A 22,761-nucleotide genomic window follows, 5' to 3' on the forward strand; every position below is an offset into this window, starting at 1 on the left:
TATTATGATAGGGAATGTAGCTCTGACGCTGGCTTTATTGTCGGCTGTCTTTTCCGTAATTATGTACTTCCTTAATTACCGAGGTTATAAAAACACATTGGGTCCGGCGCGGATTAGTTTCCATATCAGCGCAATTATGGTGCTTGCAGCCAGCGCTCTTTTATTGCAGGCGATACTTACCCATCAATATCAATACCGTTACGTTTATAATTACAGCGGCAGCGGAATGCCTTTGGGATTGCTGATGTCCACGTTCTATGCCGGACAGGAAGGCAGTTTTATGCTCTGGACGCTTTTTACGTCCATTGTAGGTTTAATATTGCTCGACTATACTTCCAAAAGAGGCGACCTCGAGCAGAGAGTGATGATGGTTTACGGCCTCTGTATCGTCTTTTTGCTTGTGATGGTTAATCCCTTGTTGAAATCGCCTTTTGTATATATCTGGAGCCAGCCGGATTTCATCGACCTTAAGCATATCAACAGCGCATATTTGACTCTGCCGGCATTGCAAAATTTCCTGTTTAGCGATCCTCAATCCGGGAAACAGTTTGTGCAGATAGGTCCGGATCTGCTCGCTATCTTGAAAGCTAACAATGTCCCTCTCGATAAATTTATAATCGAAGGCAAGGGATTGAATCCGTTGTTGCAGAACTTCTGGATGCAAATCCATCCGCCGATGTTGTTCGTCGGTTTTTCAATGGCTGCCGTACCCTATTCCTTTGCAATGGCGGCATTGATAAAAAACGAATACAACGAATGGGTAAAACAGTCGTTGCCGTGGTTGTTAAGCGGAACAATGGTTCTCGGACTGGGAATTATGATAGGAGGTTATTGGGCGTACGGCGTACTCGGATGGGGCGGCTATTGGGGATGGGACCCCGTTGAAAACTCGTCGCTGGTTCCGTGGTTGATTGCAGTGGCGGCTATTCATACGATGCTGGTCCAAAAGAAGACGCAGGATAAATCGAGTAAAGAGAAACTCAACGCAGGCAGATTTGTTAAGACGAATTTAATTTTGAGCATTTTCGTCTACGTGCTCGTCCTCTATTCCACGTTCTTAACGCGAAGCGGTATTCTCGGCGACGCTTCCGTGCACTCGTTCGTCGATCCCGGAATGACGGTTTATCTTCTGCTTCTCGGGTTCTTGCTGTTTTTTGCGTTGCTCGGGCTCGGACTCGTATTTTTCAGATGGAATTATCTGGTTGAGAATTTTACCTACGAAGAAAATATCCTGTCGCGTGAGCTTGCGCTCTTCACCGGTTCCGTCGCCTTGATTGCTTCTGCCATTATAGTGTTGGTCGGTACTAGCGCTCCCATTTTCGGTCAAACCGTCGAGCTTAAATTCTATAACGAGCTCAATCTTCCGATTGCAATTATTATCGGATTTCTGAACGGATTGAGTATTATTTTAAAATGGAAAACTACCGACCGAAAAGAATTATTAAACGGAATAAAAGCGCCCATAATTATTTCGATATTGTTGACTGCAATAATATTCGTTATCGGCGGCGTAGAGAATTTCATGCTGGTTATTCTTACTTTCTCTTCGATTTTTGCGCTCGTAGTTAACGGGGAAATTACTTTGAAAATTCTGAGAGGCAAAAAAAGCCACGCCGGAGCTTACGTAGCTCATATCGGAATAGCTCTGTTTATGGTTGGAGTAGCCGCAACGGCGGGATATACTAAAAGCGAGCAGGTAGACCTCGTAAAAGGAGAAAAAGTTGAATTGTGGGGCTATCAGTTGAGCTTTGCGGGTTATCAGCCGATTGAAGGAGGGAAGAAATATGCGTTCAATGTCGAAATCAAAGACGGAGACGATATTAGCGTGGCTGCTCCGGTTATGTATATCGCCGAATTCAATAATAGTTTAATGCGCGAGCCCGATATAATTGTAGGCTTTACGAAGGATTTCTATGTCGCTCCCGTTAGTTACGATGAAGAAACGCCCTCCGACGCAGGAAAGACGGTTAATATGAAAAAAGGCGACGTTGTAGAACATCAGGGAATGAAAATAGAATTTACGAATTTCGTATTGCCGGAAGATATGTCGGCCATGATGAGCGGAGGCAAATTCAGAATCGGCGCTAATCTTAAAGCGACATACAACGGCAAAACATATAATCTGGAGCCGTATATGGAAAGCGCCGGAGGACAACAGGAATTTCATCCGGCGGAACTCAAAGAAGCCGGCCTGAAAATCGCTCTGGCAAACTTGAACGCCACAGGAGGCGAAATTACGATCGTTCTGCAGCCGCTTTCATCAGAAAATATCCCCGTTCAAACTCCGAAAGAAGTTTTAACGGTAGACGTCAGCATAAAACCGTTTATCAGCCTTGTATGGCTCGGAGTGATTGTAATGGTTATCGGATTTGTAATTGCGGCTTTCAGACGCTCGAAGGAATCGCTAGCATAAATTATGAAGAATACGGAGTTATACTAATTCTATCGTAGGGAGCTTTATAATAAAAATAGCTCCCTGCGGTTCATTGTCAAGAATTTCAATCGAGCCGTTAAGCGAGTTTACGATTTCATAGACCAAGCTTAACCCAATTCCGGCGCCCTTAATACCGGCTATCTCAGCCGAAGAAGAACGGTAGAACTTCTCGAATATTTTTTTCTTCTCTTCATTTCTCACGCCAATTCCTCTGTCTGCAACTTTTATTACGCATCGCTTTCCTTCTTTTTTTATGCAAAGATTAACATTATCGTAATTAGAGTACTTGAGAGCGTTGTCGATTAAATTAGTAATCAGTATTTTCATATAATCTTCATGGCACCTGATGTAGACATCGTCTTCGATTTCGGCGTCGATCGGCTCCGAATCGTATGAAGCAATAATTTCGTTTGTCAGTTCCGTAAGATTTACTACGGTATTCGCTCCTGGATTGCCTCTTAATTTTGTCATAATGAGCAAAGATTTGACTATTTCTATAATTCTTTCCGTCTGCTCCTTCAGAATCTCGATAGATTTTATATGGTCCTCGCTCAGGTTGCTTTTGTTGAGTAAATATTCCAGTTCCGAGTTTATTATCGTCAGAGGGTTCATGATTTGGTGCGAGGCGTTATCGGTAAACAGAGTGATGTGTTTTATTTGATCGTTTAGTCTCTGAAATAAATTGTTGAGAGTAGAAGTTAATTTCCCGAGTATATCCTCGTCGTGCATGTGTATGCTAATCTTTTTGTTGAGATTCGAGGCGTTGATATTATTCGCCGTCTCAATAATTTTATTAATAGGCGAATAAATCCTTCGGGTAATCAACAGCCCTGCGGTAAATATTATGACTATAAATAACGGCAGAAGATATAAATTTATCGACATGATGTTACGGATTATATCATAATAGGTATCGTTAAACATTCCTAATTTTAACGTGGCAAAATAAGCGCCGTCTTCCCTGAATAAATTTTGATATCCGACTCTTAACCTCCGATCATTGACGTTCTCGTCTTTGAATAGATATTTATCCGAAAAAAAAGGAGCGTCCAATTTCATGCTGCCGATGTATTTTATATTATCGCTGCTCAGGAGTATTTTACCCCTCTTATCGAAAACTTGCAGGAAAAAAGGCTCGTCGGTAATAGAAGCCAGGTCGGACTCTCTTAATTCTTCCGGACGTATAATTTTTAATGTGTCATTTTCTATCGTGAGAGATAGGTAGATGTGTTCTATTTCATGTCGCAACCGTGTATCCATCAAATTGTCGGCTTCGTGTCGCAGTTCGAAGTATACTATTATATTAAAGATTATCAAAAGCAAGAGCAGCGAACCGCCAATTAACAGAGTGGTGCGAAAGAACGTTCCTGATAGAATATTTTTAAATTTATTTACCAAAAAAAATGTAACCTTCTCCATAAATGGTTTTAATATATTTCTTGGGCGAATGCTCTTCAAGTTTATGCCTTAAATTTTTTACTGTTACCTCGACAATGTTCGACAGAGGAGAGCATTCTATATTCCACACATTTTTACAGATCTCTTCTTTATTAATAATCAATCCTTTATGAGTCAGAAAATATCTGAGCAGTTCGAATTCTTTGTCGGAGAGTTTGATAATACCTTTGGGAGATTCTAAAACGTGGTCGATAAGATTAAGAGTGAAATTATCAAAAGATATCGTTGTCGTAGTCGAATAGTAACGTCGTAAAACGGCGTTAATCCTAGCCATTACTTCTTCGAATGAAAACGGTTTGGTTATATAATCGTCTGCGCCGGCGTTCAATGCTTCCACTTTGTTTGAAATATCGTTCAGGGCAGTCAGAAGAATAATCGGAGTTTGGATGCCGGATTTGCGTAATTCCTTGCACACTTCGAGCCCGTTCTTTTTAGGCATGCGCCAGTCAAGCAAAATTATGTCGAAGACGAATTTTTTTACCGCATTGAGAGTTTCTACGCCGTCGTAAGCGAGATAGACGCTGTGATGCTCTGCATTGAAATTTTTTTTAAGGCTTTCCGCCAGGTGTTTTTCGTCTTCGGCTATTAAAATTTCCATATACCACATTCCCAAATTGCCAGATAAAAAATAGTTAATTATGACGGAAGAATACCAAAAAATGAAAAATTTTTTAAAATCTTTAATTTTACTCGGACAAGCGAATCCGCTATTTTACAAACAAGAATAAAATATATCTTTGTCCTAATTAACTAATTTCATATCCTGTTGGAGGATTTATGAAAAATAAATTACAATCTTGTTTGTCTCTTCTGGTAATCGTCTTTATTGCCGCAAATATCAGCGCGCAAACTTATCAGGGAGATACAAAGTGCAGCACATGTCATTCGGACATATATACCGAATACATGAAGACGGGACACCCTTATAAACTTAATCCGATCGTAAACGGTCAGCCGCCGGTATATCCGGAAGGAACGGCGCCGGAAGTATTGCAAGCGCCTCCGGGCTCAAGTCTCAACGATTTTGTATATGTTGTCGGAGGATACGGCTGGAAAGCCCGTTTCGTAAAACCCGACGGTTATGTCTACACGGGTCCCCAGACTCAATATAACTATCAAACAAAAGAATGGGTGGCTTACAACGACGGGAAACAGACAAAATATAATTATGACTGTTTCAAATGCCACACAACCGGAGCCGACCCGAGCGGCTCATGGACTTCTCAACAGACCGATTGGGGAACATTTGCTCAACCCGGCATCAGATGCGAAGGATGTCACGGACCGGCAGGCGACCATATTAGCGACCCCGTAAATGTTAAACCTTTCAGAACCGGAGAGGATTTAACTTTGAACAGGTGCGGCGATTGCCATCAAAGAGGCGGCACTACGAATAATGTGCCCGCTAAAGGCGGATGGGTACAGCACCACGAGCAATTTAATGAATTGAAAGCTTCGCCTCATGGCGACGGTGTCGGCGTCGATTTAACTTGCGGTACATGCCATGATACGCATACGGCTCTTCATTATAAAAATGTTACGACCAATAAGGCTATTAAAACCGAATGTTCAACATGTCATTCTTCTCAGGAATACACAATCAAACTGAACGGAAAAGACAAAACCATTGATTGTATCGACTGCCATATGGCTTATACCGGCAAATCTGCCGTAGGTTTGCAGACCGGCAACGGATGGAAAGGCGATATCCGTTCGCACGTATTAAAAATCAACACAAAAGCCGAAACAAAAGATTCTATGTTTACCGCTGACGGACTAGCTCTCCGTCTGGATAGCGAAGGACACTCGAAAATTACGCTCGATTTCGCTTGCTTGAGCTGTCATACAAACGAAACGGTCGACTGGGCTGCTTCATATGCAGAAGGAATACATAAAAACGGTATTACGGCAGTTGAAAATATTGCGGCTGTCCCGAACGAATTCAATCTGGAACAAAACTATCCCAACCCGTTCAACCCCAGCACTACCATTAATTTCTCGCTGCCGAAAGCTTCGAACGTTAAGCTGTCTATTTACTCTATGACCGGCGAATTGATTGCCGACCTGGTAAATAATATGATGCCGGCAGGCGAACACAGGATTACATTTACAGCTCCGGGCGAACTGGCAAGCGGCGTTTATATCTACAGAATTCAGGCGGATAATTTTATGGCTACGAAGAAGATGGTCTACATGAAGTAGCCTATTAAGCAAGTAAAAAGCCCGGCTGAGTCCGGGCTTTTTTATTTTAAATTTTTCGAAATCCTTTTTCTTCTTATCTTAGCGTAAATCTTTAATAAAAATATCGGTTTGAAAATGGAAAGAACAATTATCAATATGTTCGAAACGAGCGTTTCGAAATACGGTTCCAATGTTTTTCTTAAAGAAAGCAAAAACGGAAAATACGAAGGGCTTACGTACGATGAAGCTAAGAAACTGGTTTATAATTTTGCCGCAGGTTTGATTTCGTTGGGCGTTAACAAGGGCGACAGACTGGCTTTAATATCGGAAGGGAGGAATTACTGGGTAATAAGCGAATTGGGAATATTGTATACGGGCGCCATAAACGTCCCGATATCTGTAAAAATTGACGAATTGAACGATTTGAAATTCAGACTCGACCATTCAGGTACGAGAATTGCCGTTGTTTCCGTTTCGCAGCTCCATAAAATAAGAGGCATTAAGAACGATTTGCCGGAATTGGAAAAGACTATTGTGCTCGATAAAATAGACGACCTGCAAGAAGATGAGTTGTACGTCGAAGATCTTTTAAAGACGGGGGAAGAATTTCTAAATGCCAAAAGAAACGTACTGATCGAAAGGATGCAATCCGTTAAGGAAAACGACTATGCAAATATTTGTTATACTTCCGGTACCACCGCAGACCCGAAAGGAATTGTTCTATCGCACAGAAATTATACGGCAAATGTGGAACAGGCTACGAGTCTTCTGCCGATTCCCGAATGGTACACGACATTGTTGATTTTACCGTGGGATCACGCTTTTGCCCATACGGCGGGAATTTATACTTTGATGTATAACGGAGCTTCGATGGCTGCGGTTGAGACGGGACGCACTCCTCTGGAAACTCTCAAAAATATTCCCAAGAATATCAAAGAGATAAAACCGACGTTTCTGTTGAGCGTGCCGGCATTGGCAAAGAACTTCAGAAAGAATATCGAAAAAGGAATACGCGAAAAGGGAAAACGGATTGAACAACTCTTTAACTCGGCTCTTAAATTGGCTTATAATTACAATGCCGAAGGTTGGAATCGTGGTAATGGAAAACGGAAATTATTAAAACCGTTATACAAACTTTACGATAAGATTCTCTTTTCGAAAATACGCGAAAATTTCGGCGGCAGACTCGAATTTTTTATCGGTGGAGGCGCATTGCTCGATATCGAATTGCAGCGGTTTTTTTATGCAATCGGAATCCCGATGTTTCAGGGATACGGATTAACCGAAGCGGCGCCGATAATTTCCGCCAATGTGCCGGCTAAACATAAACTCGGCTCCTCGGGCAGAATTGTGGATAATCTGGAAGTTAAAATTTGCGATTCAAACGGAAGTGAATTGCCCGCCGGTCAAAAAGGCGAAATAGTGGTGCGCGGCGAGAATGTGATGGTCGGTTACTGGAAAAACGAAAAAGCCACCGCCGAAACGATCAAAGACGGATGGCTTTATTCAGGCGACCTCGGATATCTCGACGAGGACGGCTTTCTCTACGTTTTGGGCAGATTCAAATCGCTTTTGATTGCAAGCGACGGGGAAAAATATTCGCCCGAGGGAATTGAAGAAGCCCTGACCGAAAATTCCAAATTTATCGAACAGGTTATGCTTTACAACAATCAATCGCCCTACACAATTGCGCTGATTGTTCCGAATAAAGAACAGATCAAACGCTTCCTTGACGAAAATAATTTATCCCACAAATCCGAAGAAGGGCAGAATGCAGTCATAAAATTAATAGACGAGGAGATATCGAAATTCAAACAAGGCGGTCAATTTGCAGGCGAATTCCCCGAAAGATGGCTGCCCGCCGCTTTTTCGCTTTTGGGAGAAGCTTTTACGGAGCAAAATCATTTCCTGAACAGTACGCTTAAAATGGTGCGCGGTAAAATAACCGAATTCTACAAACAAAGAATAGACTATCTCTACACTCCCGAAGGAAAAAATATTTACAACCATCAAAACAAAAAAATAGTGGAAAGAATGTTTCAGTAATCCCTTTAAAAAATTATAAATACAATTTATACAAATAAAAATTTTTACTATTGAGCTGTAAATTTTATTCCCTTTTTTACGATAATAAATGTGGATAAAAGAGGGATTATAAAATGAGTTATATTTTACTTATTGACGAAGACCTCAATTTTCGTGGATTACTGAAAAAATTCATCGAAAAGAAGTTTATGACGAAAGTCGTAGAAGTGAACTCGGAAAAAGAAGCGCTCGACAAAATCGACAGAAGAAAACCGAGAATGGTATTTATTAATACGGATGCGGATTTCGGAAGCGGGCTTGATTTTCTGGAAACGTTAAAAACATTTGAAGTGCCGATTATAGCATTAACGGCTAACAATGAGAGGGAGTATATCGAAAAACTGATTTCCTACAGAATAGAAGGCTGCCTTTTGAAGACGGACGTGCTTTCTCAACTGGCAGAACGGCTCGAGCGGATATTCCACAGATACGAACATTTGTATGTTTGATTAATTCCCGAAAGGATTCTTACGATCGTACTCGAAATCGGGGCGGTAGTAATTATAACTCTCCAGTTCCTGTATCCATCCGTTTTTGAGTCCGTATTTTTCCGTCAATTCGATTGCTTTATAATATTCTATTGGTCGCAACGTCCTGCTCAATAAAGGTTCCTTGATTGCTTTGTGCGCCGGATAATATTGCGACATTAATGAAATATGAACTTTATTGTCGAGCTCTTCGGAAATAAATTTGAAAATTCTCTCGGTTTCAGAAAGATCGTTCGGGAGAACGAGATGCCTGATTATCAATCCCCGCGCTACGGTGTTGCCCTCGAATACAAGCTCGGAACCTACCTGGCGGTACATCTCTTTTATGGCTTTGCAGGCAATTTCAAAATAATCTTTAGCATTGGAATAGAGTTTGCCGTATTCGCTGCTGCCGTATTTAAAGTCGGGTAAATAAATATCGACAACGCCTTCGTACAATTTTAGCGTTTCTACTGAGTCGTAACCGTTTGAATTGTAAATTATCGGAAGTCGCAATCCCTTTTGCGCCGCAATGTAGATCGATTTAAGAATCGAGCCTGCGAAATGGGTCGGGGAAACCAGACCGATATTATGGCAGCCGCGTTCCTGCAATTCGAGCATTATCTCCGCAAGCTTTTCGTACGACGTTTCGTTGAATTTTTCGGCTTCCCAGTTTTGGCTTATTTGGTAATTCTGGCAGTAGATGCATCTCAAATTGCAATTGCCGAAGAAAATGTTGCCTGCTCCAGAGGTACCCGAGAGAACCGGCTCTTCTCCGAAATGAGGCGTGTAAGAAGATACAATCGGTAAATGACCGCTGAGGCAAAAACCGTATTCGTAATTCGTCCGGTCGACGCCGCATTCTTTCGGGCAGACAGTACATTTCCGCATTTTTTCATAAGCTGATTCGGCACGTGTCTTAAGTTCGCCCGATTCCAGCAGTTTTATGTACGACGGTATAAAAGCCATTGTTAAATTTATTTTACTTTGGTACGATAATATATAAAATTATAAAAATCGGAGGTATTATGCCGTTGTTCAGATGGACGGATTCTTATTCCGTAAACATTAAAAGCATCGACGAGCAGCATAAAAAATTGCTGGATATTATCAACGAACTTCACGAAGCCATGAAAGCCGGCAAGGGTAAAGAAGCTTTGAATAAAATATTCAACGAACTTGTGGACTACACTCGCACTCATTTTTCTTTCGAAGAAAAACTGATGGAAAAATACGGTTACAGCGAAAGCGCTTTGCATAAACAGACGCATCAAAATTTAATAAAACAACTGAACGAACTGAAAGAAAATTACGAAAAAGGAAATACCAATCTGAGTATAAACGTAATGAATTTTCTGCAGGATTGGCTTATCGGGCATATACAGGGAAGCGATAAAAAATACACCGCTCATTTGAACGCCAAAGGAGTTTATTGATAAAAAACCCGCCGGAATTAAATCCGGCGGTCAATTCATAAGATTTCTTTTAAAGATTCTTCGGCGGCTTTGATTGTGGCGTCGATTTCATCGTCGGAATGCGCTGTCGATACGAAGAGCGCCTCGAACTGCGCCGGCGGCAAATAAACGCCGCGTTTTAGCATCGAATGGAAAAATTTGCCGAACAGTTCGGTATCGGATTTGATTGCGGTTTTGAAATCGAATACCGGTTCTTCCGTAAAGAAGAGCGTCATCATCGATCCGACCCGGTTTAATTGGAAATTTTTTCCCGCTTCTTTAACGGCGTTTTTAATACCGTCTTCCAGGCGAGCGGACTTGGATTCTAACTCATTGTATATTTCCGGATTGTTCTTAATATACGAGAGCGCGGCATATCCGGCATTCATCGCCAGCGGATTTCCGCTCAGAGTTCCCGCCTGATAAACCGGTCCTACCGGCGAAACCATTTCCATAATTTCCCTTTTGCCGCCATAGGCGCCGACAGGCAGTCCTCCGCCGATAATTTTTCCGAATGTGGTCATATCGGGTTTAACGCCGAGGATTTCCTGAGCGCCGCCTGCTGCTACGCGGAACCCGGTCATTACCTCGTCGAAAATAAGTACGATTTTTTCTTCGGAACACAAATCCCGTAATTCTTTAATGAAGTCGTCGTCTGCTCTTACCGTTCCCATGTTTCCCACAATCGGTTCAAGAATTAAAGCCGCAATTTCGCCTTTGTTTTGGGAGATTATTTTTTTGACCGATTCGATATTGTTAAACTCGGCAAGAAGAGTATCGGCTGCCGTCCCTTTGGTAACTCCGGGACTTGTCGGAACGCCGAATGTCAATGCGCCGCTGCCTGCTTTTATAAGAAAGAAGTCGCCGTGCCCGTGATAGCATCCTTCGAACTTTATTATTTTTTCTTTACCCGTAAAACCGCGGGCTACTCTTATTGCGCTCATTGTCGCTTCGGTGCCGCTGTTTACCATACGAACCATTTCGACCGACGGAACCAGATCGCAAATCAATTCCGCCATTTTAACTTCTATCTCCGTCGGCGCTCCGAAGCTTGTGCCGTCTTCGAGTGCTTTTAAAAGCGCTTCTTTAATAAAAGGAGGATTGTGCCCGAAAAGATGCGGTCCCCAGCTTCCGATATAATCGATCAATACATTCCCGTCGGCGTCGTACATTCTGGAGCCTTCGCCCCGGGTTATAAAAAGCGGAGTTCCTCCGACGGATTTGAACGCTCTGACCGGCGAATTTACTCCTCCGGGAATTAATTTTTGCGCTCTTTCGAACAATTCTTGGCTTTTTTCGTTTTTCATAAATTTCCTTTTTCAGTTAAATTCTCAATTGCTTATGTAAAAATACCAAAATTCGGCTCAACGGGAAAATATGCCCGACTTTTCGTCGCTAAATATTACCTTGCGGAACACGAACGAACGAGGGCTTTTTTGCTAATAATTTGTTAATTTATGGCTCACAAATAAAATTAATAGAGTATGTTATCTACAATTTCGTTTTTCAATATATTGCTGCCGTTCTTATATATAATTGTGCTTTCTGTTTACGCCTTCGACTTTTTTTCGGAAAAAAGTAAGTTCACGCATTCAAAGAGAATATTCCTCTTTGTCACGTTAATTGCTCACATTCTCTATATCATTTTCAGAACGGTGGAATTCGATCACACTCCGATAACGAGTAAATTCGAAATATTTTCGCTATTAGCCTGTTCGATAGCGTTTTCGTATTTTCTGCTGGAACTTCTTACGGACATAAGGGGAACGGGAACTTTCATACTCTTTTTTTCCGTTATTTTTCAGATTATCTCTTCGCTCTTTATTGAGCACAATTATCAGGTGCCGGAAGTGCTCAGGAATCGTATGCTCGGAATTCATGTTATAAGCGCATTGCTGGGTTATTCCGGTTTTACAATATCGGCGGTCTACGGTATTTTGTTTCTTATACTTTACAAAAATCTCAAGACAAATAAATTCGGACTGATTTTCAACAGATTGCCGAGTCTCGAAATTCTTGAAAAACTAAGCTTTTATTCCGTCTTGATCGGGTTTATTCTATTGACCGTAGCAATGATTATCGGAATAATTTGGCTGCCGAGCGCTTTTCCCGATTTCAGTTACGGAGACCCGAAATTGGTAGGAACGTTTTTCGTATGGATTATATATTGTCTGGGAATAGCAAGCAAATTGATCGGTAAATGGTACGGCAGAAAAGTTATAATATTTTCGCTTACCGGATTTGTCCTTACGATGGTCTCGTTGATTTTAACGAGCACTCTGCAAAACACTTTTCATTCATTTTATTAAAATAGATTTGCATAAATGAACTTTGTCGGAATTACAATAAATCATAAAACCGCGCCGATTGAAACACTCGAATCGCTCCACCTTAACCGCGATGAGATTATCGAATTTATATCGCGCTTGAAAGAGAATTTTAAAGAAGGCGTGATTATATCGACTTGCAACAGAACGGAAATTTATTCGCTTTTGCCGAATTACAATTTGGATTCGAATAAGATAATCGCAAGTTTGCTGGAATTCAAAAAGGTGGAAAATCTTAAGAACGAACATTTCAGGAAATTTTTTTCGTGCGGAGCGGTTAAACATCTCTTCTCGGTGGCTGCGGGAATCGACTCGCTGGTTATCGGCGACAGCCAGATATTGGGACAGGTGAAAGAAGCTTATGAAATTTCGGAAGATATTAATTTCTCAGGTTCCGTAATCAAACGGGTATTCGAAGCGGCTTTGAAAGTCGGCAAAAGGGCAATCAAAGAGACCGCTATCGGCGAAGGCGCGGTAACTGTCAGTTATGCGGCTGTGCAGGTTGTAGAAAAAATCTATTCGAATCTCGATAAAAAATCGGCGCTGATAATCGGGGCGGGCGAAACGGGCGAATTGGCTGCGGTTCACTTGAGAGATAAAGGCGTCGGAAAAATAAGCATATCCAACCGCACGCTCGAACGCGCAGAAAAACTCGCCGAAAAAGTAAACGGCGGAATTATTCCTTTTACGTCTCTCAAAGAACATTTACACAACTATGATATTATTATAAGCGCAACGAGCGCGGAAAATCTTATTGTTCATTACGAAGATTTAGCCGCAGCCGTTAAAAAAAGGAAAGGGCAGCCGATTGTTATTATGGATATCGCCGTTCCGAGGGATATCGATCCGAAGGTAAAAGAAATCGACAGCGTTTTCTATCACGATATGGAATCGTTAAAAGTCATTGTCGACCAGAATATTCAAAAAAGAAAAAATGAGATTCCGAAAATCGAATCGATTATAATGGAAGAAATGCAGAACTTCTTTGCGTGGTACAACACTTTAGAAATTGTGCCCGTCATTAAATCGCTGAGGAATTTCTTCGATTCGATACGCGAAGACGAACTCGAAAAAATAAAGCATAAAGTAACGCCGGAGGACTTCAACAAAATCGAAGATATGACGCGCAGGTTAATTGGCAGACTGCTGCACAATCCCACAATCAAACTAAGACAACTTGCCGAACAAGGAGTTAATCCGGACGACATTGCGAATCATTCGTTTTTAATCAAAGAATTATTCGCTCTTGAAAATAAAACAAATGGCGCCGAAGAAAATAATAAGGAAGAAAATTGAATAAGAAACGCAAACTTAAAATTGGCAGCCGTGGGAGCGAACTGGCTCTCTGGCAGGCAAATTTTGTAAAAAAACAGCTCGAAAAAGCCGATAAAAATCTCGACGTTGAAATTAAGATTATTCGCACCAAAGGCGACAAAATCTTAAACAAATCGCTGTCGAAAATCGGCGACAAGGGCTTATTCACCAAAGAGCTCGAAAACGAGCTGTTCAAAGGCTCGATCGACATCGCCGTTCACAGTTTAAAGGACTTGCAAACGGAATTGCCGAAGGGTTTAATTCTTGCCGCCGTAACGAAACGACATCCGGTTGAAGACGTTCTGATTGCGCGCAAGAAAAAAACAACGATCGATTCATTACGCGAAGGAGCCGTTGTGGCTACGGGTTCGCTAAGAAGGAAAGCCCAATTGCTCCACTTGCGTCCCGACATTAAAGTTGTCGATTTGAGAGGAAACGTGCCGACGCGCATAAATAAATTTCTGGAGTCGGACTGGGATGCGATTATTCTTGCCAGAGCGGGCGTCGAAAGGCTCAATCTCAAAAAATATATTTCTTCATATATTTCGGTCGACGAAATATTGCCGGCTGTCGGACAGGGCGCTCTCGGTATTGAAGTTAAAGAAGACAATAACGACGCAATTGAAATTCTGAAATCGATTCACGATTTTGACACCTACGTGGAAACAGCCGCTGAAAGATCGTTGCTGAAGGCGTTGGAAGGAGGCTGCCAGGTGCCCATCGGAGCTTATGCCAAAAAGGAATCGAACGGTTTGTATCTCGACGCGGTTGTGGCAAGTCTCGACGGCACGATTACTTTCAGAAAAAAAGCGAGAGGCTCGTCCGCAAATCCCGAAGCTCTTGGAAAAACGCTGGCCAAGGATTTGTTGCGCGCAGGAGCCCGTAAAATTTTATCCGACATTAAATCGAACGGATAAATTGCTGCTCGAAAACAAGAAAATATTGATTACGAAAGAAGAAGGAATTTACAGATCGTTGCAGCCGCTTGCGGATGAAGGAGCCGATCTGATTTTTTTCCCGGCTATTAAAATTGTTCCGGCGTATAACGAAATTGAAATTGCCGAACTTGCCACTGAAATCAGAAGTTTCGATTATCTGATCTTTACGTCGCAAAATGCGGTTGAGGTTTTTCATAATATTGCCGAAAAGTACGGGCTCGACCTTTCCAAAACCAAAATTGCCGTTACGGGTAAAGCCACGGCTGAAGTTTGCAACGAGAAAGGTTATTATATCCACATTATTCCCGGAAAGTTCAGCGCTTCGGGATTACTCGAACGATTCGAAAATATCGGCGTGGAAAATACAAAAATACTGATACCGTGTTCTTCAATAGCGCGGGACGAATTGCAAAAGGGACTAACTAAGCTCGGAGCCGCCGTTTCGTTGATTAAAATTTACGACACTGTTCAAAACGACGTCGATGCTCTTGCGGATAAAATCGATTCGATTAAAGAAGATAAGCCGGAATTATTTGTGTTTACCAGTCCGTCAAACTACAGGAATTTTATCGCAATTATGGATATTGACGATCCCGTTGAATACTTTAAGGAAAATTATATCTGCGCGATCGGCTCTACAACGGAAAAAGAGATAAGAAAATCGGGCGTTAATGTAAATATCGTACCGGCCGAATTTTCGCTCGATGGAATTTCGAATGCAATCATAACGTTTTATAAATCTACAGGTAATATGGCATAAGGAGGAAAATTGAACTTACAAAACGACTTGTTTCTGAAAGCTTGCAAAAAAGAGAATACTGAAAGAACTCCGGTTTGGATAATGAGACAGGCGGGCAGGTATTTGCCGGAATACAGAAAAGTAAGGGAAAAATACGACTTCCTAACAATGTGCAAAACGCCCGAACTGGCGGCGGAAGTTACTCTTCAACCGGTCGATATTATCGGCGTTGACGCCGCAATTATTTTTTCCGACATACTTGTTATTCCCGAAGCAATGGGCATGAAACTCGAGATGGTCGAAAGTAAAGGTCCGAAACTTTACGAACCGGTCAGAAGTTCGGACGATATTAACCGGCTAAAGAAGATCGATCCTTACAAAGATTTGAAATATGTTCTCGACGCCGTTTCGCTTACAAAAAGAGAATTGAACGGACGGACGCCGTTAATCGGATTTTCGGGATCGCCCTGGACTTTAATGACATACATGGTTGAAGGCGGAGGTTCAAAAAACTTTTCGGAAGTCAAGAAGTTTATTTATAATCAACCGGAAGCTGCGCACCGGCTGTTGGGAATGATTTCCGATGCGGTCGCCGAATATTTATCGGCTAAGTTGGAATCGGGAGCCGACGCTCTTCAGATTTTCGATACCTGGGGCGGTATTTTGTCCCCTCACGATTTCGAGGAATTTTCTCTCAGATATATTAAGGAAACTATCGCAAAAATAAATCGCAAAGACCAGCCGGTTATTGTATTTGCAAAAGGAGTTCATTATTCGATTGATAAACTGGCTGACAGCGGAGCGGATGTACTGGGTCTCGATTGGACGATGAATCTTGGAGAGGTCAGGAAGCAAGTCGGGGATAAAGTCGCTTTGCAGGGAAACCTCGACCCGACGGTCCTATATGCCGGGAAAGATAAAATCTTCGAAGAAACTGTAAGAACGCTTAATTCCTACGGTAAAGGTCCGGGTCATATTTTTAATTTAGGTCACGGAATACTTCCCGATATCGACCCTGAAAACGTGAAGTTTCTCGTTGCTACAGTCAAAGAAGAAAGCAAAAAGAATTTTATATAAAAAAGCAGGTTAGAAATGTTCGACATAAATCTCGATTTGATAAAGAAATACGACAGACCCGGTCCAAGATATACAAGTTATCCGACGGCGCCGCATTTTAATGAATCGTTTAAAGCGGAAAATTTTATCGACGAAGTAATAAGAACTAACAATCAGGATAATCCGCCGTATCTTTCGCTCTATTATCATATACCTTTTTGCGATACGCTTTGTTATTTCTGCGGTTGCAATATGATAGTAACGAGGAACCGCGACAGAATAAAACAATATATCAATTACGTCAAAAACGAAATCGATTTGTTAAGGTCATATTTAAAGCCGGACAGGAAAGTCATACAATTGCATTGGGGAGGCGGCACGCCCACGCATCTGAATCCCGACGAGATCGAAGACCTTATCGGTTACATCAATTCAAATTTCGAAATGCTGCCCGAAGCCGAAAAAGGATGCGAAATCGACCCGCGCGGATTGACCAAAGAACATCTGGCGGCGTTAAGAAACGGCGGATTCAATCGAATCAGTATGGGCGTACAGGATTTCAACGACAAAGTTCAAAAAGCCGTCAACAGAATTCAACCGGAAGACATGACGCGCCAGGTGGTCGGCTGGGTGCGCGAACTCGGATTTCACAGTATTAATCTCGACTTGATTTACGGTCTTCCTTTTCAAACTCTCGAAACTTTCGAAAGCACGGTCGATAAAATTATCGATATCTCGCCCGACAGAATTGCCGTCTTTAATTATGCGCACGTCCCGTGGCTGAAAAAACATATGGGATTGATTAAACCGGAGGATTTGCCAAAACCGGAAATCAAACTGCAGATTCTCAAAATGACAATCGAAAAATTGACGTCTGCCGGCTATGTCTTTATTGGAATGGATCACTTTGCCAAACCGAACGACGAATTGGCTGTGGCTTTGAGAGAAAAGAAACTCTACAGGAATTTCCAGGGCTACAGCACTCATTCGGGCGCGGATTTGTACGCTATGGGAATTACTTCCATTAGTCAGATCGGAAGAATTTATGCGCAAAATTACAAGAAGGAAAAAGAGTACTTCGAGGCTTTGGACAACGAAACCTTCCCGACCGAGAGAGGATATTATCTTAGCGACGACGATTTATTGCGGCGCGAAGTCATCACCAGGATTATGTGCGACTTCGAGCTCGATTTTGAGTCAATCGAAAATAAATTCAATATTGAATTTGAAAACTATTTTAAAAATGCTCTCGAAGGGTTGAAAAAATTTGCCGAGGATAACCTTGTTGTAATTGATAATCGGAAAATTACGGTTACTCCAATGGGTAGATTATTAATTAGAAATATCGCCATGAATTTCGATAGATATCTCGAAAAAGAAAATACAAAATATTCACGAACCATATAATTGATTTGCGTGTTTAGATATTCATAATAGCAGAAAGAAGAGAAAATGGGAAAAAATGCGGTTGTACTTTTTAATTTGGGAGGTCCGGATTCACTTGAAAGCGTAGAGCCGTTTCTTTTTAATTTATTCCAGGACCCTGATATATTCAAAATTCCAATTGGTCAAAAGTTATTTGCAAAAGTTATTTCCAGCAGAAGAGCTCCAAAAGTTATAGAAGAATATAAATTGATTGGTGGGAAATCGCCAATTAACGAATGGACCGAAAAACAAAGAAGTATGCTGGAAGAAAAATTGAATCAAACGGATTCTAAGTACGACGTTTTTGTGGCAATGAGATACTGGAAACCTTTTACGGATGAAGTTGCGCATAAAGTAGAATCCGGCAATTACGATCATATTCTTTTACTTCCTCTATATCCTCATTATTCAATAACCACAACAGGTTCGTCTTTTAATGAGTGGAAAAGAAAATATCGCGGACCAGAAGACAAGCTGATTTATATCGACCATTATCACACTAACGATAAATATATTGCTGCATTAAATCAAAGGATCGATGAAACAATAGAACGTTTTCCCGAAAATGTTCGCGATAAAATAGTTCTTGTTTTCAGTGCCCACGGAACTCCGGTAAATCTCCTTAAAAGAGGAGACCCTTACAGTCATCAAATCAAAGAGACGATGGAAGCCGTAATGAAAGCGCGCAATTATTCGCATCCGTATCATCTCTGTTTCCAGAGCAAAGTAGGTCCGCAGAAATGGCTTGAACCGGCTACTGACGATATGATCGAAAAACTGGCTGAGGAAGGTCATAAACACTTGCTCGTCATTCCGATTAGTTTCGTTTCTGACCACATCGAAACTTCTTTCGAACTCGATATCGAATACCGCCACGTTGCAGATGAATGCGGAATAGAAAACTATTTTGTGATGACCGGACTCAACGATTCTCCTTTGTTTGTCGAGGCGCTTTACGATCTTGTAGTTAAAAATTTACCTCCGGAATAATTTGTTTTATAATAAATCGGAGCTGTCATGAAGTTCTTTTTGTTTTTGTTTGTTATAGCTTTTTCATCAATAATACCGCAAGAAAAAATTATGGAAAATCCCTTATTGAAAAAATGGAATACTCCTTTTGAAACTCCGCCGTTTGACGAAATTAAAGACGAGCATTTTCTGCCTGCTGTGAAGTATGCGGTCGAACAACAGAAAAAAGAAATCGAGGAGATAGCCAACAACAGCGAAGAGCCGACTTTCGAAAACACTATCGTGGCGATGGAAAAAAGCGGCGGTTTGCTCGACCGCGTGTCCCGATTGTTCGACGCCTTGAACGAAGCAAATACAAATGAAAAATTGCAGCAGGCGGCGCGGGAAATCACTCCTTTGCTAACGCGGCATGAAGACGATATTTATCTTAACGATAAGTTGTTTAAGCGCGTAAAAGCCATCTACGATAAAAAGGAATCGCTCGGACTTAATGCCGAACAAATGCGTCTTCTCGAATTTTATTACAAGGATTTCGTGCGGAGCGGAGCCGATTTACCGCCGGACAAAAAAGAAGAACTGCGGAAAATCAACGAGGAGATATCGTCTCTCGCCCTTAAATTCAGCGAAAATTTATTGAAGGAAACAAACGCAGTCGCGCTTGTAATCGACAATAAAGAAGATCTGGTCGGTTTGCCCGAAAGCGTTATTCAACTGGCTGCAGAGACCGCTTCGGAAAAAGGATACGAAGGCAAGTGGGTCTTTACGCTTCAAAAACCGAGCTGGATTCCGTTCCTTCAATATTCGCCTAAAAGAGAATTGCGTGAAAAGCTTTTTAAAGCGTACATAAACAGGGGCAACAATAACAACGAATACGACAATAAAGACATTATTGCCCGCATTGTTTCTCTCCGAGTAAAAAGAGCCAATCTGCTTGGTTATAAAACGCACGCGGATTATGTTCTCGAAGTGAATATGGCGAAAACGCCCGACAGAGTTTATAAGTTTTTGCATGAGTTATGGACTCCCGCATTGAAACGCGCAAAATCGGAAGTCGAGCAAATGCAAAAGATTATCGACTCCGAAGGCGGCAATTTCAAGCTGCAGGCTTGGGACTGGTGGTACTATGCCGAAAAATTAAAAAGGGAAAAATACGACCTCGACGAAGAGATGCTGCGACCTTATTTCAAAATGGAAAACGTATTGAAAGGAGCATACGAAGTCGCTTCGAGATTGTACGGAATCAAATTCGTGGAAAGAAACGACATTCAGGTTTATGATCCGGACGTAAAAGTTTTTGAAGTGTTGGATGAAAAGGGCAATCACATCGGAATCTTTTATACCGATTATTATCCGCGCGACGGCAAAAGAAGCGGCGCATGGTCGAGCAGTTTCCGTGTGCAGTCGAATATCGACGGCAATTTTATAACCCCGCTCGTTTATAACGTAGGCAATTTTTCCATGCCGACAGCCGATAAACCTGCATTAATGAGCGTGGACGAAGTAAATACGCTTTTCCACGAACTCGGACACGCGCTTCATTCGTTATTGTCGAATACGACTTATTACCGAACGAAATGGGTTCCGCGCGATTTTGTGGAATTGCCTTCGCAAATTATGGAAAACTGGGCTCTGGAACCGGAAGTTCTGAAACTCTATGCAAGGCATTACAAAACGGGCGAACCGATTCCCGACGAATTGATTGAAAAGATAGAAAATTCCAAACTGTTTAATCAGGGATTCGAAACCGTAGAATATCTTGCCGCGGCTTTTCTCGATATGGACTGGCATACTTTGACCGATACTACATTGCAAAACGTTGAAGAATTCGAAAAGAAATGCTTCGATAAACTCGGAAAGATTTCGGAAATCGAATCGCGTTATCAAACTACCAATTTCGCGCATATTGTCGGCGGATACTCTGCCGGTTATTACAGCTATATCTGGTCGGCGGTTCTGGATGCGGACGCGTTCGAAGCTTTCAAAGAAAAAGGCGACTTGTTCGACAAAGAAACTGCTGCGGCGTTCAAAAAGCTTCTGTCGAAAGGAGGCACTGAAGACCCGATGCAGCTCTATATCGATTTCAGAGGAAGAGAACCGAAAGTCGACGCGCTATTGAAAAGAAGAGGTCTCGATTGATTCTTCTATTCTCGGACTCTGTATATTTGTGCATGTTCAATAAACGGAAACTTTAAATGTCGAAGAAAATAGTCGTTCTCGGCGCCGGTATATCGGGACTTTCAACCGCGTATTGGCTTGTTAAAAAAGGTTTCGACGTTACTATCCTCGAGATAAAAAACGAGCCGGGCGGTTCCATGATTTCAAAAAAGATCGATGGCTTCCTGATTGATTACGGGCCGAACAGCGGACTCGAAACTACTCCGTTGATAAGAAAACTCGTTGAGGAAGTAAATCTTTCGGATAAAATGATTTATGCCAACGCTGCTGCTTCCAAAAGATATATTTTAAAAAACGGCGAATTAATACCTCTGCCGATGAGTCCGGGCTCGTTTATAAGAACGAAATTGTTTTCCCCCGGCGCTAAATTCAGACTGATGGCAGAGCCGTTTATTTCGAAATCGGACGACGGATATTATCAAAGTATCGCTCAGTTTGTAAGAAGACGACTCGGCGGCGAATTCCTCGATTACGCAATCGATCCGTTCGTGAGCGGAGTGTTTGCAGGCGACCCGGAAAAGCTCAGCGTTAAATCAGCTTTTCCTAAATTGTACCGGCTCGAAGAAGTCTACGGCGGATTAATAAAAGGTATGATTAAAGGAGCCAGGGAAAGGAAACAACGCAGCGAGGAATCGAAACAGAGCGCAAAAATGTTTTCTTTTATTGAAGGAATGCAATCGCTGCCCAACTCAATTGCGGCAAATTTGAAAGATAAAATCGTCTTTAATGCACAAGTATTGAATGTATTGGGTACTAACGATCATCAATGGAAGGTTATATTTGAATTGGATGGTAAGCAGGAGAGTCTAATAGCAGATTCAATTATTTCTACATTGCCGGCATATGTTGCTTCAAAAGTTTTTTGTGAGCTCGACGATAAGCTGGCTGAGCATCTAAATTCAATTTATTATCCGCCGGTAATGGTGCTATATCTGGGTTATAAAAAATCGGATATACAAAGGAAACTCGACGGTTTTGGATTCCTGATACCGTCAAAAGAAAAAAAGCATTTCCTCGGCGCAATATGGAGTTCGTCGATCTTTCCGAATAGATGCCCCGACGATAAAGCAGCCTTTACGTTGTTTATCGGTGGTGCTCGTTCGCCTCAGATTTTTAATATGGAAAAATCCAAGCTAATAAAAATTGTGCTTTCGGAGTTTCATGAGATAATGAAAATTGAAGGTGAGCCGATAATTATTGAATCTATAATGTGGGAAAAAGCAATTCCTCAGTATAATCTCGGTTACATCGAGCATGAAAGTTATATTGAACAATTTGAAAAAAAGAATAAAGGTATCGTTTTGAGCGGTAATTATCGGGGCGGAATCTCAGTAGGAGATTGTATTAAAAATTCCGAGTTAAGAATCCGGGACTTATAAATAAATAAGAAATTCCGCCCGATGATATACAACAAATTATTTTATCATAATCAAAAGCAGTTTAGATCTGTCTATCGCTTTTAATCCATGTGGAATATTTGGTGGCATTATAATTAGTTCTCCAGTTTTAACATTATTAACCTTTCCGCCTATTGTTATTTCCATTTCGCCTTCGACGACGTAAGCAACAGCCTCGTAAGGTGAAGTATGCTCTGTTAAAGATTCTTCTTTATCGAAAGCAAAAAGTGTTATGTTTCCGCTCGTTTTTTTAAGAATCTGTTTACTGACAATTGAGCCATTTTGATAAGCAATTGAATCGGCTAGTGACACTTTATTAATTTCATCGTTCATTATATTACT

19 protein-coding genes are annotated in these 22,761 nt (G+C 41.6%); 14 read left to right on the forward strand and 5 right to left on the reverse strand.

Annotated elements, in window-relative coordinates; translation table 11 throughout:
• The first annotated feature begins 4 nt into the window (after positions 1-4).
• Positions 5-2,413 carry a cytochrome c-type biogenesis CcmF C-terminal domain-containing protein gene (locus ACOYVE_RS04920; protein WP_422881046.1) on the forward strand — a complete coding sequence of 803 codons (2,409 nt, stop codon included), beginning with the start codon at positions 5-7 and terminating at the stop codon, positions 2,411-2,413.
• 18 nt (positions 2,414-2,431) lie between these two features.
• Here ACOYVE_RS04920 and ACOYVE_RS04925 read toward each other — a convergent pair whose 3' ends face one another.
• Together ACOYVE_RS04925 and ACOYVE_RS04930 are read right to left on the reverse strand one after the other, a co-directional pair.
• The gene (locus ACOYVE_RS04925) at positions 2,432-3,832 is read right to left on the reverse strand and encodes an ATP-binding protein (protein WP_422881048.1); all 1,401 of its coding nucleotides are present in this window, start codon (positions 3,830-3,832) and stop codon (positions 2,432-2,434) included.
• Positions 3,822-4,490, reverse strand: coding sequence for a response regulator transcription factor (locus ACOYVE_RS04930; protein WP_014855301.1), 669 nt, complete (start codon positions 4,488-4,490; stop codon positions 3,822-3,824). Before ACOYVE_RS04930 ends, ACOYVE_RS04925 begins: the two co-directional genes overlap by 11 nt.
• Positions 4,491-4,669: 179 nt before the next feature.
• Between ACOYVE_RS04930 and ACOYVE_RS04935 the strand changes: the two genes are divergently transcribed.
• The 3 genes from ACOYVE_RS04935 to ACOYVE_RS04945 all read left to right on the forward strand — a co-directional run bounded on the left by ACOYVE_RS04935 (position 4,670) and on the right by ACOYVE_RS04945 (position 8,607).
• Positions 4,670-6,094 (forward strand): multiheme c-type cytochrome, encoded by a 1,425-nt coding sequence (locus ACOYVE_RS04935; RefSeq protein WP_422881050.1) that lies wholly within the window; start codon positions 4,670-4,672, stop codon positions 6,092-6,094.
• A gap of 114 nt (positions 6,095-6,208) precedes the next feature.
• Positions 6,209-8,119, forward strand: coding sequence for an AMP-dependent synthetase/ligase (locus ACOYVE_RS04940; protein ID WP_422881052.1), 1,911 nt, complete (start codon positions 6,209-6,211; stop codon positions 8,117-8,119).
• A gap of 113 nt (positions 8,120-8,232) precedes the next feature.
• Positions 8,233-8,607, forward strand: a complete 375-nt coding sequence (locus tag ACOYVE_RS04945) for a response regulator (RefSeq protein ID WP_422881054.1) — start codon at positions 8,233-8,235, stop codon at positions 8,605-8,607.
• On the opposite strand, the gene ACOYVE_RS04950 is transcribed toward ACOYVE_RS04945, so the two are convergent.
• Positions 8,608-9,594: a radical SAM protein gene (locus ACOYVE_RS04950; protein WP_422881056.1), complete on the reverse strand. Its 987-nt coding sequence runs from the start codon at positions 9,592-9,594 to the stop codon at positions 8,608-8,610. It lies immediately after the preceding gene.
• 59 nt (positions 9,595-9,653) lie between these two features.
• Between ACOYVE_RS04950 and ACOYVE_RS04955 the strand changes: the two genes are divergently transcribed.
• Positions 9,654-10,061: a bacteriohemerythrin gene (locus tag ACOYVE_RS04955; protein WP_014855296.1), complete on the forward strand. Its 408-nt coding sequence runs from the start codon at positions 9,654-9,656 to the stop codon at positions 10,059-10,061.
• A 35-nt stretch (positions 10,062-10,096) separates the two neighbouring features.
• Here ACOYVE_RS04955 and hemL read toward each other — a convergent pair whose 3' ends face one another.
• Entirely contained in the window at positions 10,097-11,386 is a 1,290-nt protein-coding gene (gene hemL / locus ACOYVE_RS04960) for a glutamate-1-semialdehyde 2,1-aminomutase (RefSeq protein WP_014855295.1), read from the reverse strand.
• A 177-nt stretch (positions 11,387-11,563) separates the two neighbouring features.
• On the opposite strand from hemL, the gene ACOYVE_RS04965 reads away from it, so the two are divergent.
• From ACOYVE_RS04965 to hemG, 9 genes are read left to right on the forward strand one after another with little or no spacing between them, the layout of a single operon-like run.
• On the forward strand, positions 11,564-12,388 hold the full coding sequence (locus tag ACOYVE_RS04965) for a cytochrome C assembly family protein (protein WP_422881059.1): 825 nt from the start codon (positions 11,564-11,566) through the stop codon (positions 12,386-12,388).
• Positions 12,389-12,403: 15 nt separating this feature from the next.
• Positions 12,404-13,702: a glutamyl-tRNA reductase gene (gene hemA, locus ACOYVE_RS04970; RefSeq protein ID WP_422881061.1), complete on the forward strand. Its 1,299-nt coding sequence runs from the start codon at positions 12,404-12,406 to the stop codon at positions 13,700-13,702.
• A complete protein-coding gene (hemC, locus tag ACOYVE_RS04975) occupies positions 13,699-14,637 on the forward strand; it encodes a hydroxymethylbilane synthase (protein WP_422881063.1) in 939 nt (312 codons plus the stop codon). Before hemA ends, hemC begins: the two co-directional genes overlap by 4 nt.
• Position 14,638: 1 nt before the next feature.
• The gene (locus tag ACOYVE_RS04980; protein ID WP_422881065.1) at positions 14,639-15,418 is read left to right on the forward strand and encodes a uroporphyrinogen-III synthase; all 780 of its coding nucleotides are present in this window, start codon (positions 14,639-14,641) and stop codon (positions 15,416-15,418) included.
• A 9-nt stretch (positions 15,419-15,427) separates the two neighbouring features.
• Positions 15,428-16,474: a uroporphyrinogen decarboxylase gene (gene hemE, locus ACOYVE_RS04985; RefSeq protein ID WP_422881067.1), complete on the forward strand. Its 1,047-nt coding sequence runs from the start codon at positions 15,428-15,430 to the stop codon at positions 16,472-16,474.
• Between the two features lie 15 nt (positions 16,475-16,489).
• On the forward strand, positions 16,490-17,860 hold the full coding sequence (gene hemN, locus ACOYVE_RS04990; protein WP_422881069.1) for an oxygen-independent coproporphyrinogen III oxidase: 1,371 nt from the start codon (positions 16,490-16,492) through the stop codon (positions 17,858-17,860).
• Between the two features lie 45 nt (positions 17,861-17,905).
• Complete coding sequence (hemH, locus tag ACOYVE_RS04995; RefSeq protein ID WP_422881070.1) at positions 17,906-18,868, forward strand: ferrochelatase; 963 nt, start codon at positions 17,906-17,908, stop codon at positions 18,866-18,868.
• A gap of 27 nt (positions 18,869-18,895) precedes the next feature.
• Positions 18,896-20,983, forward strand: coding sequence for a M3 family metallopeptidase (locus ACOYVE_RS05000; RefSeq protein ID WP_422881072.1), 2,088 nt, complete (start codon positions 18,896-18,898; stop codon positions 20,981-20,983).
• A gap of 56 nt (positions 20,984-21,039) precedes the next feature.
• Positions 21,040-22,401 (forward strand): protoporphyrinogen oxidase, encoded by a 1,362-nt coding sequence (hemG, locus tag ACOYVE_RS05005; RefSeq protein WP_422881073.1) that lies wholly within the window; start codon positions 21,040-21,042, stop codon positions 22,399-22,401.
• A gap of 36 nt (positions 22,402-22,437) precedes the next feature.
• On the opposite strand, the gene ACOYVE_RS05010 is transcribed toward hemG, so the two are convergent.
• Positions 22,438-22,752 carry a cupin domain-containing protein gene (locus ACOYVE_RS05010; protein ID WP_422881074.1) on the reverse strand — a complete coding sequence of 105 codons (315 nt, stop codon included), beginning with the start codon at positions 22,750-22,752 and terminating at the stop codon, positions 22,438-22,440.
• Positions 22,753-22,761 lie beyond the last annotated feature (9 nt).

The sequence above is a fragment of the Melioribacter sp. genome (assembly GCF_049325435.1).
Taxonomy (GTDB): domain Bacteria; phylum Bacteroidota; class Ignavibacteria; order Ignavibacteriales; family Melioribacteraceae; genus Melioribacter; species Melioribacter roseus.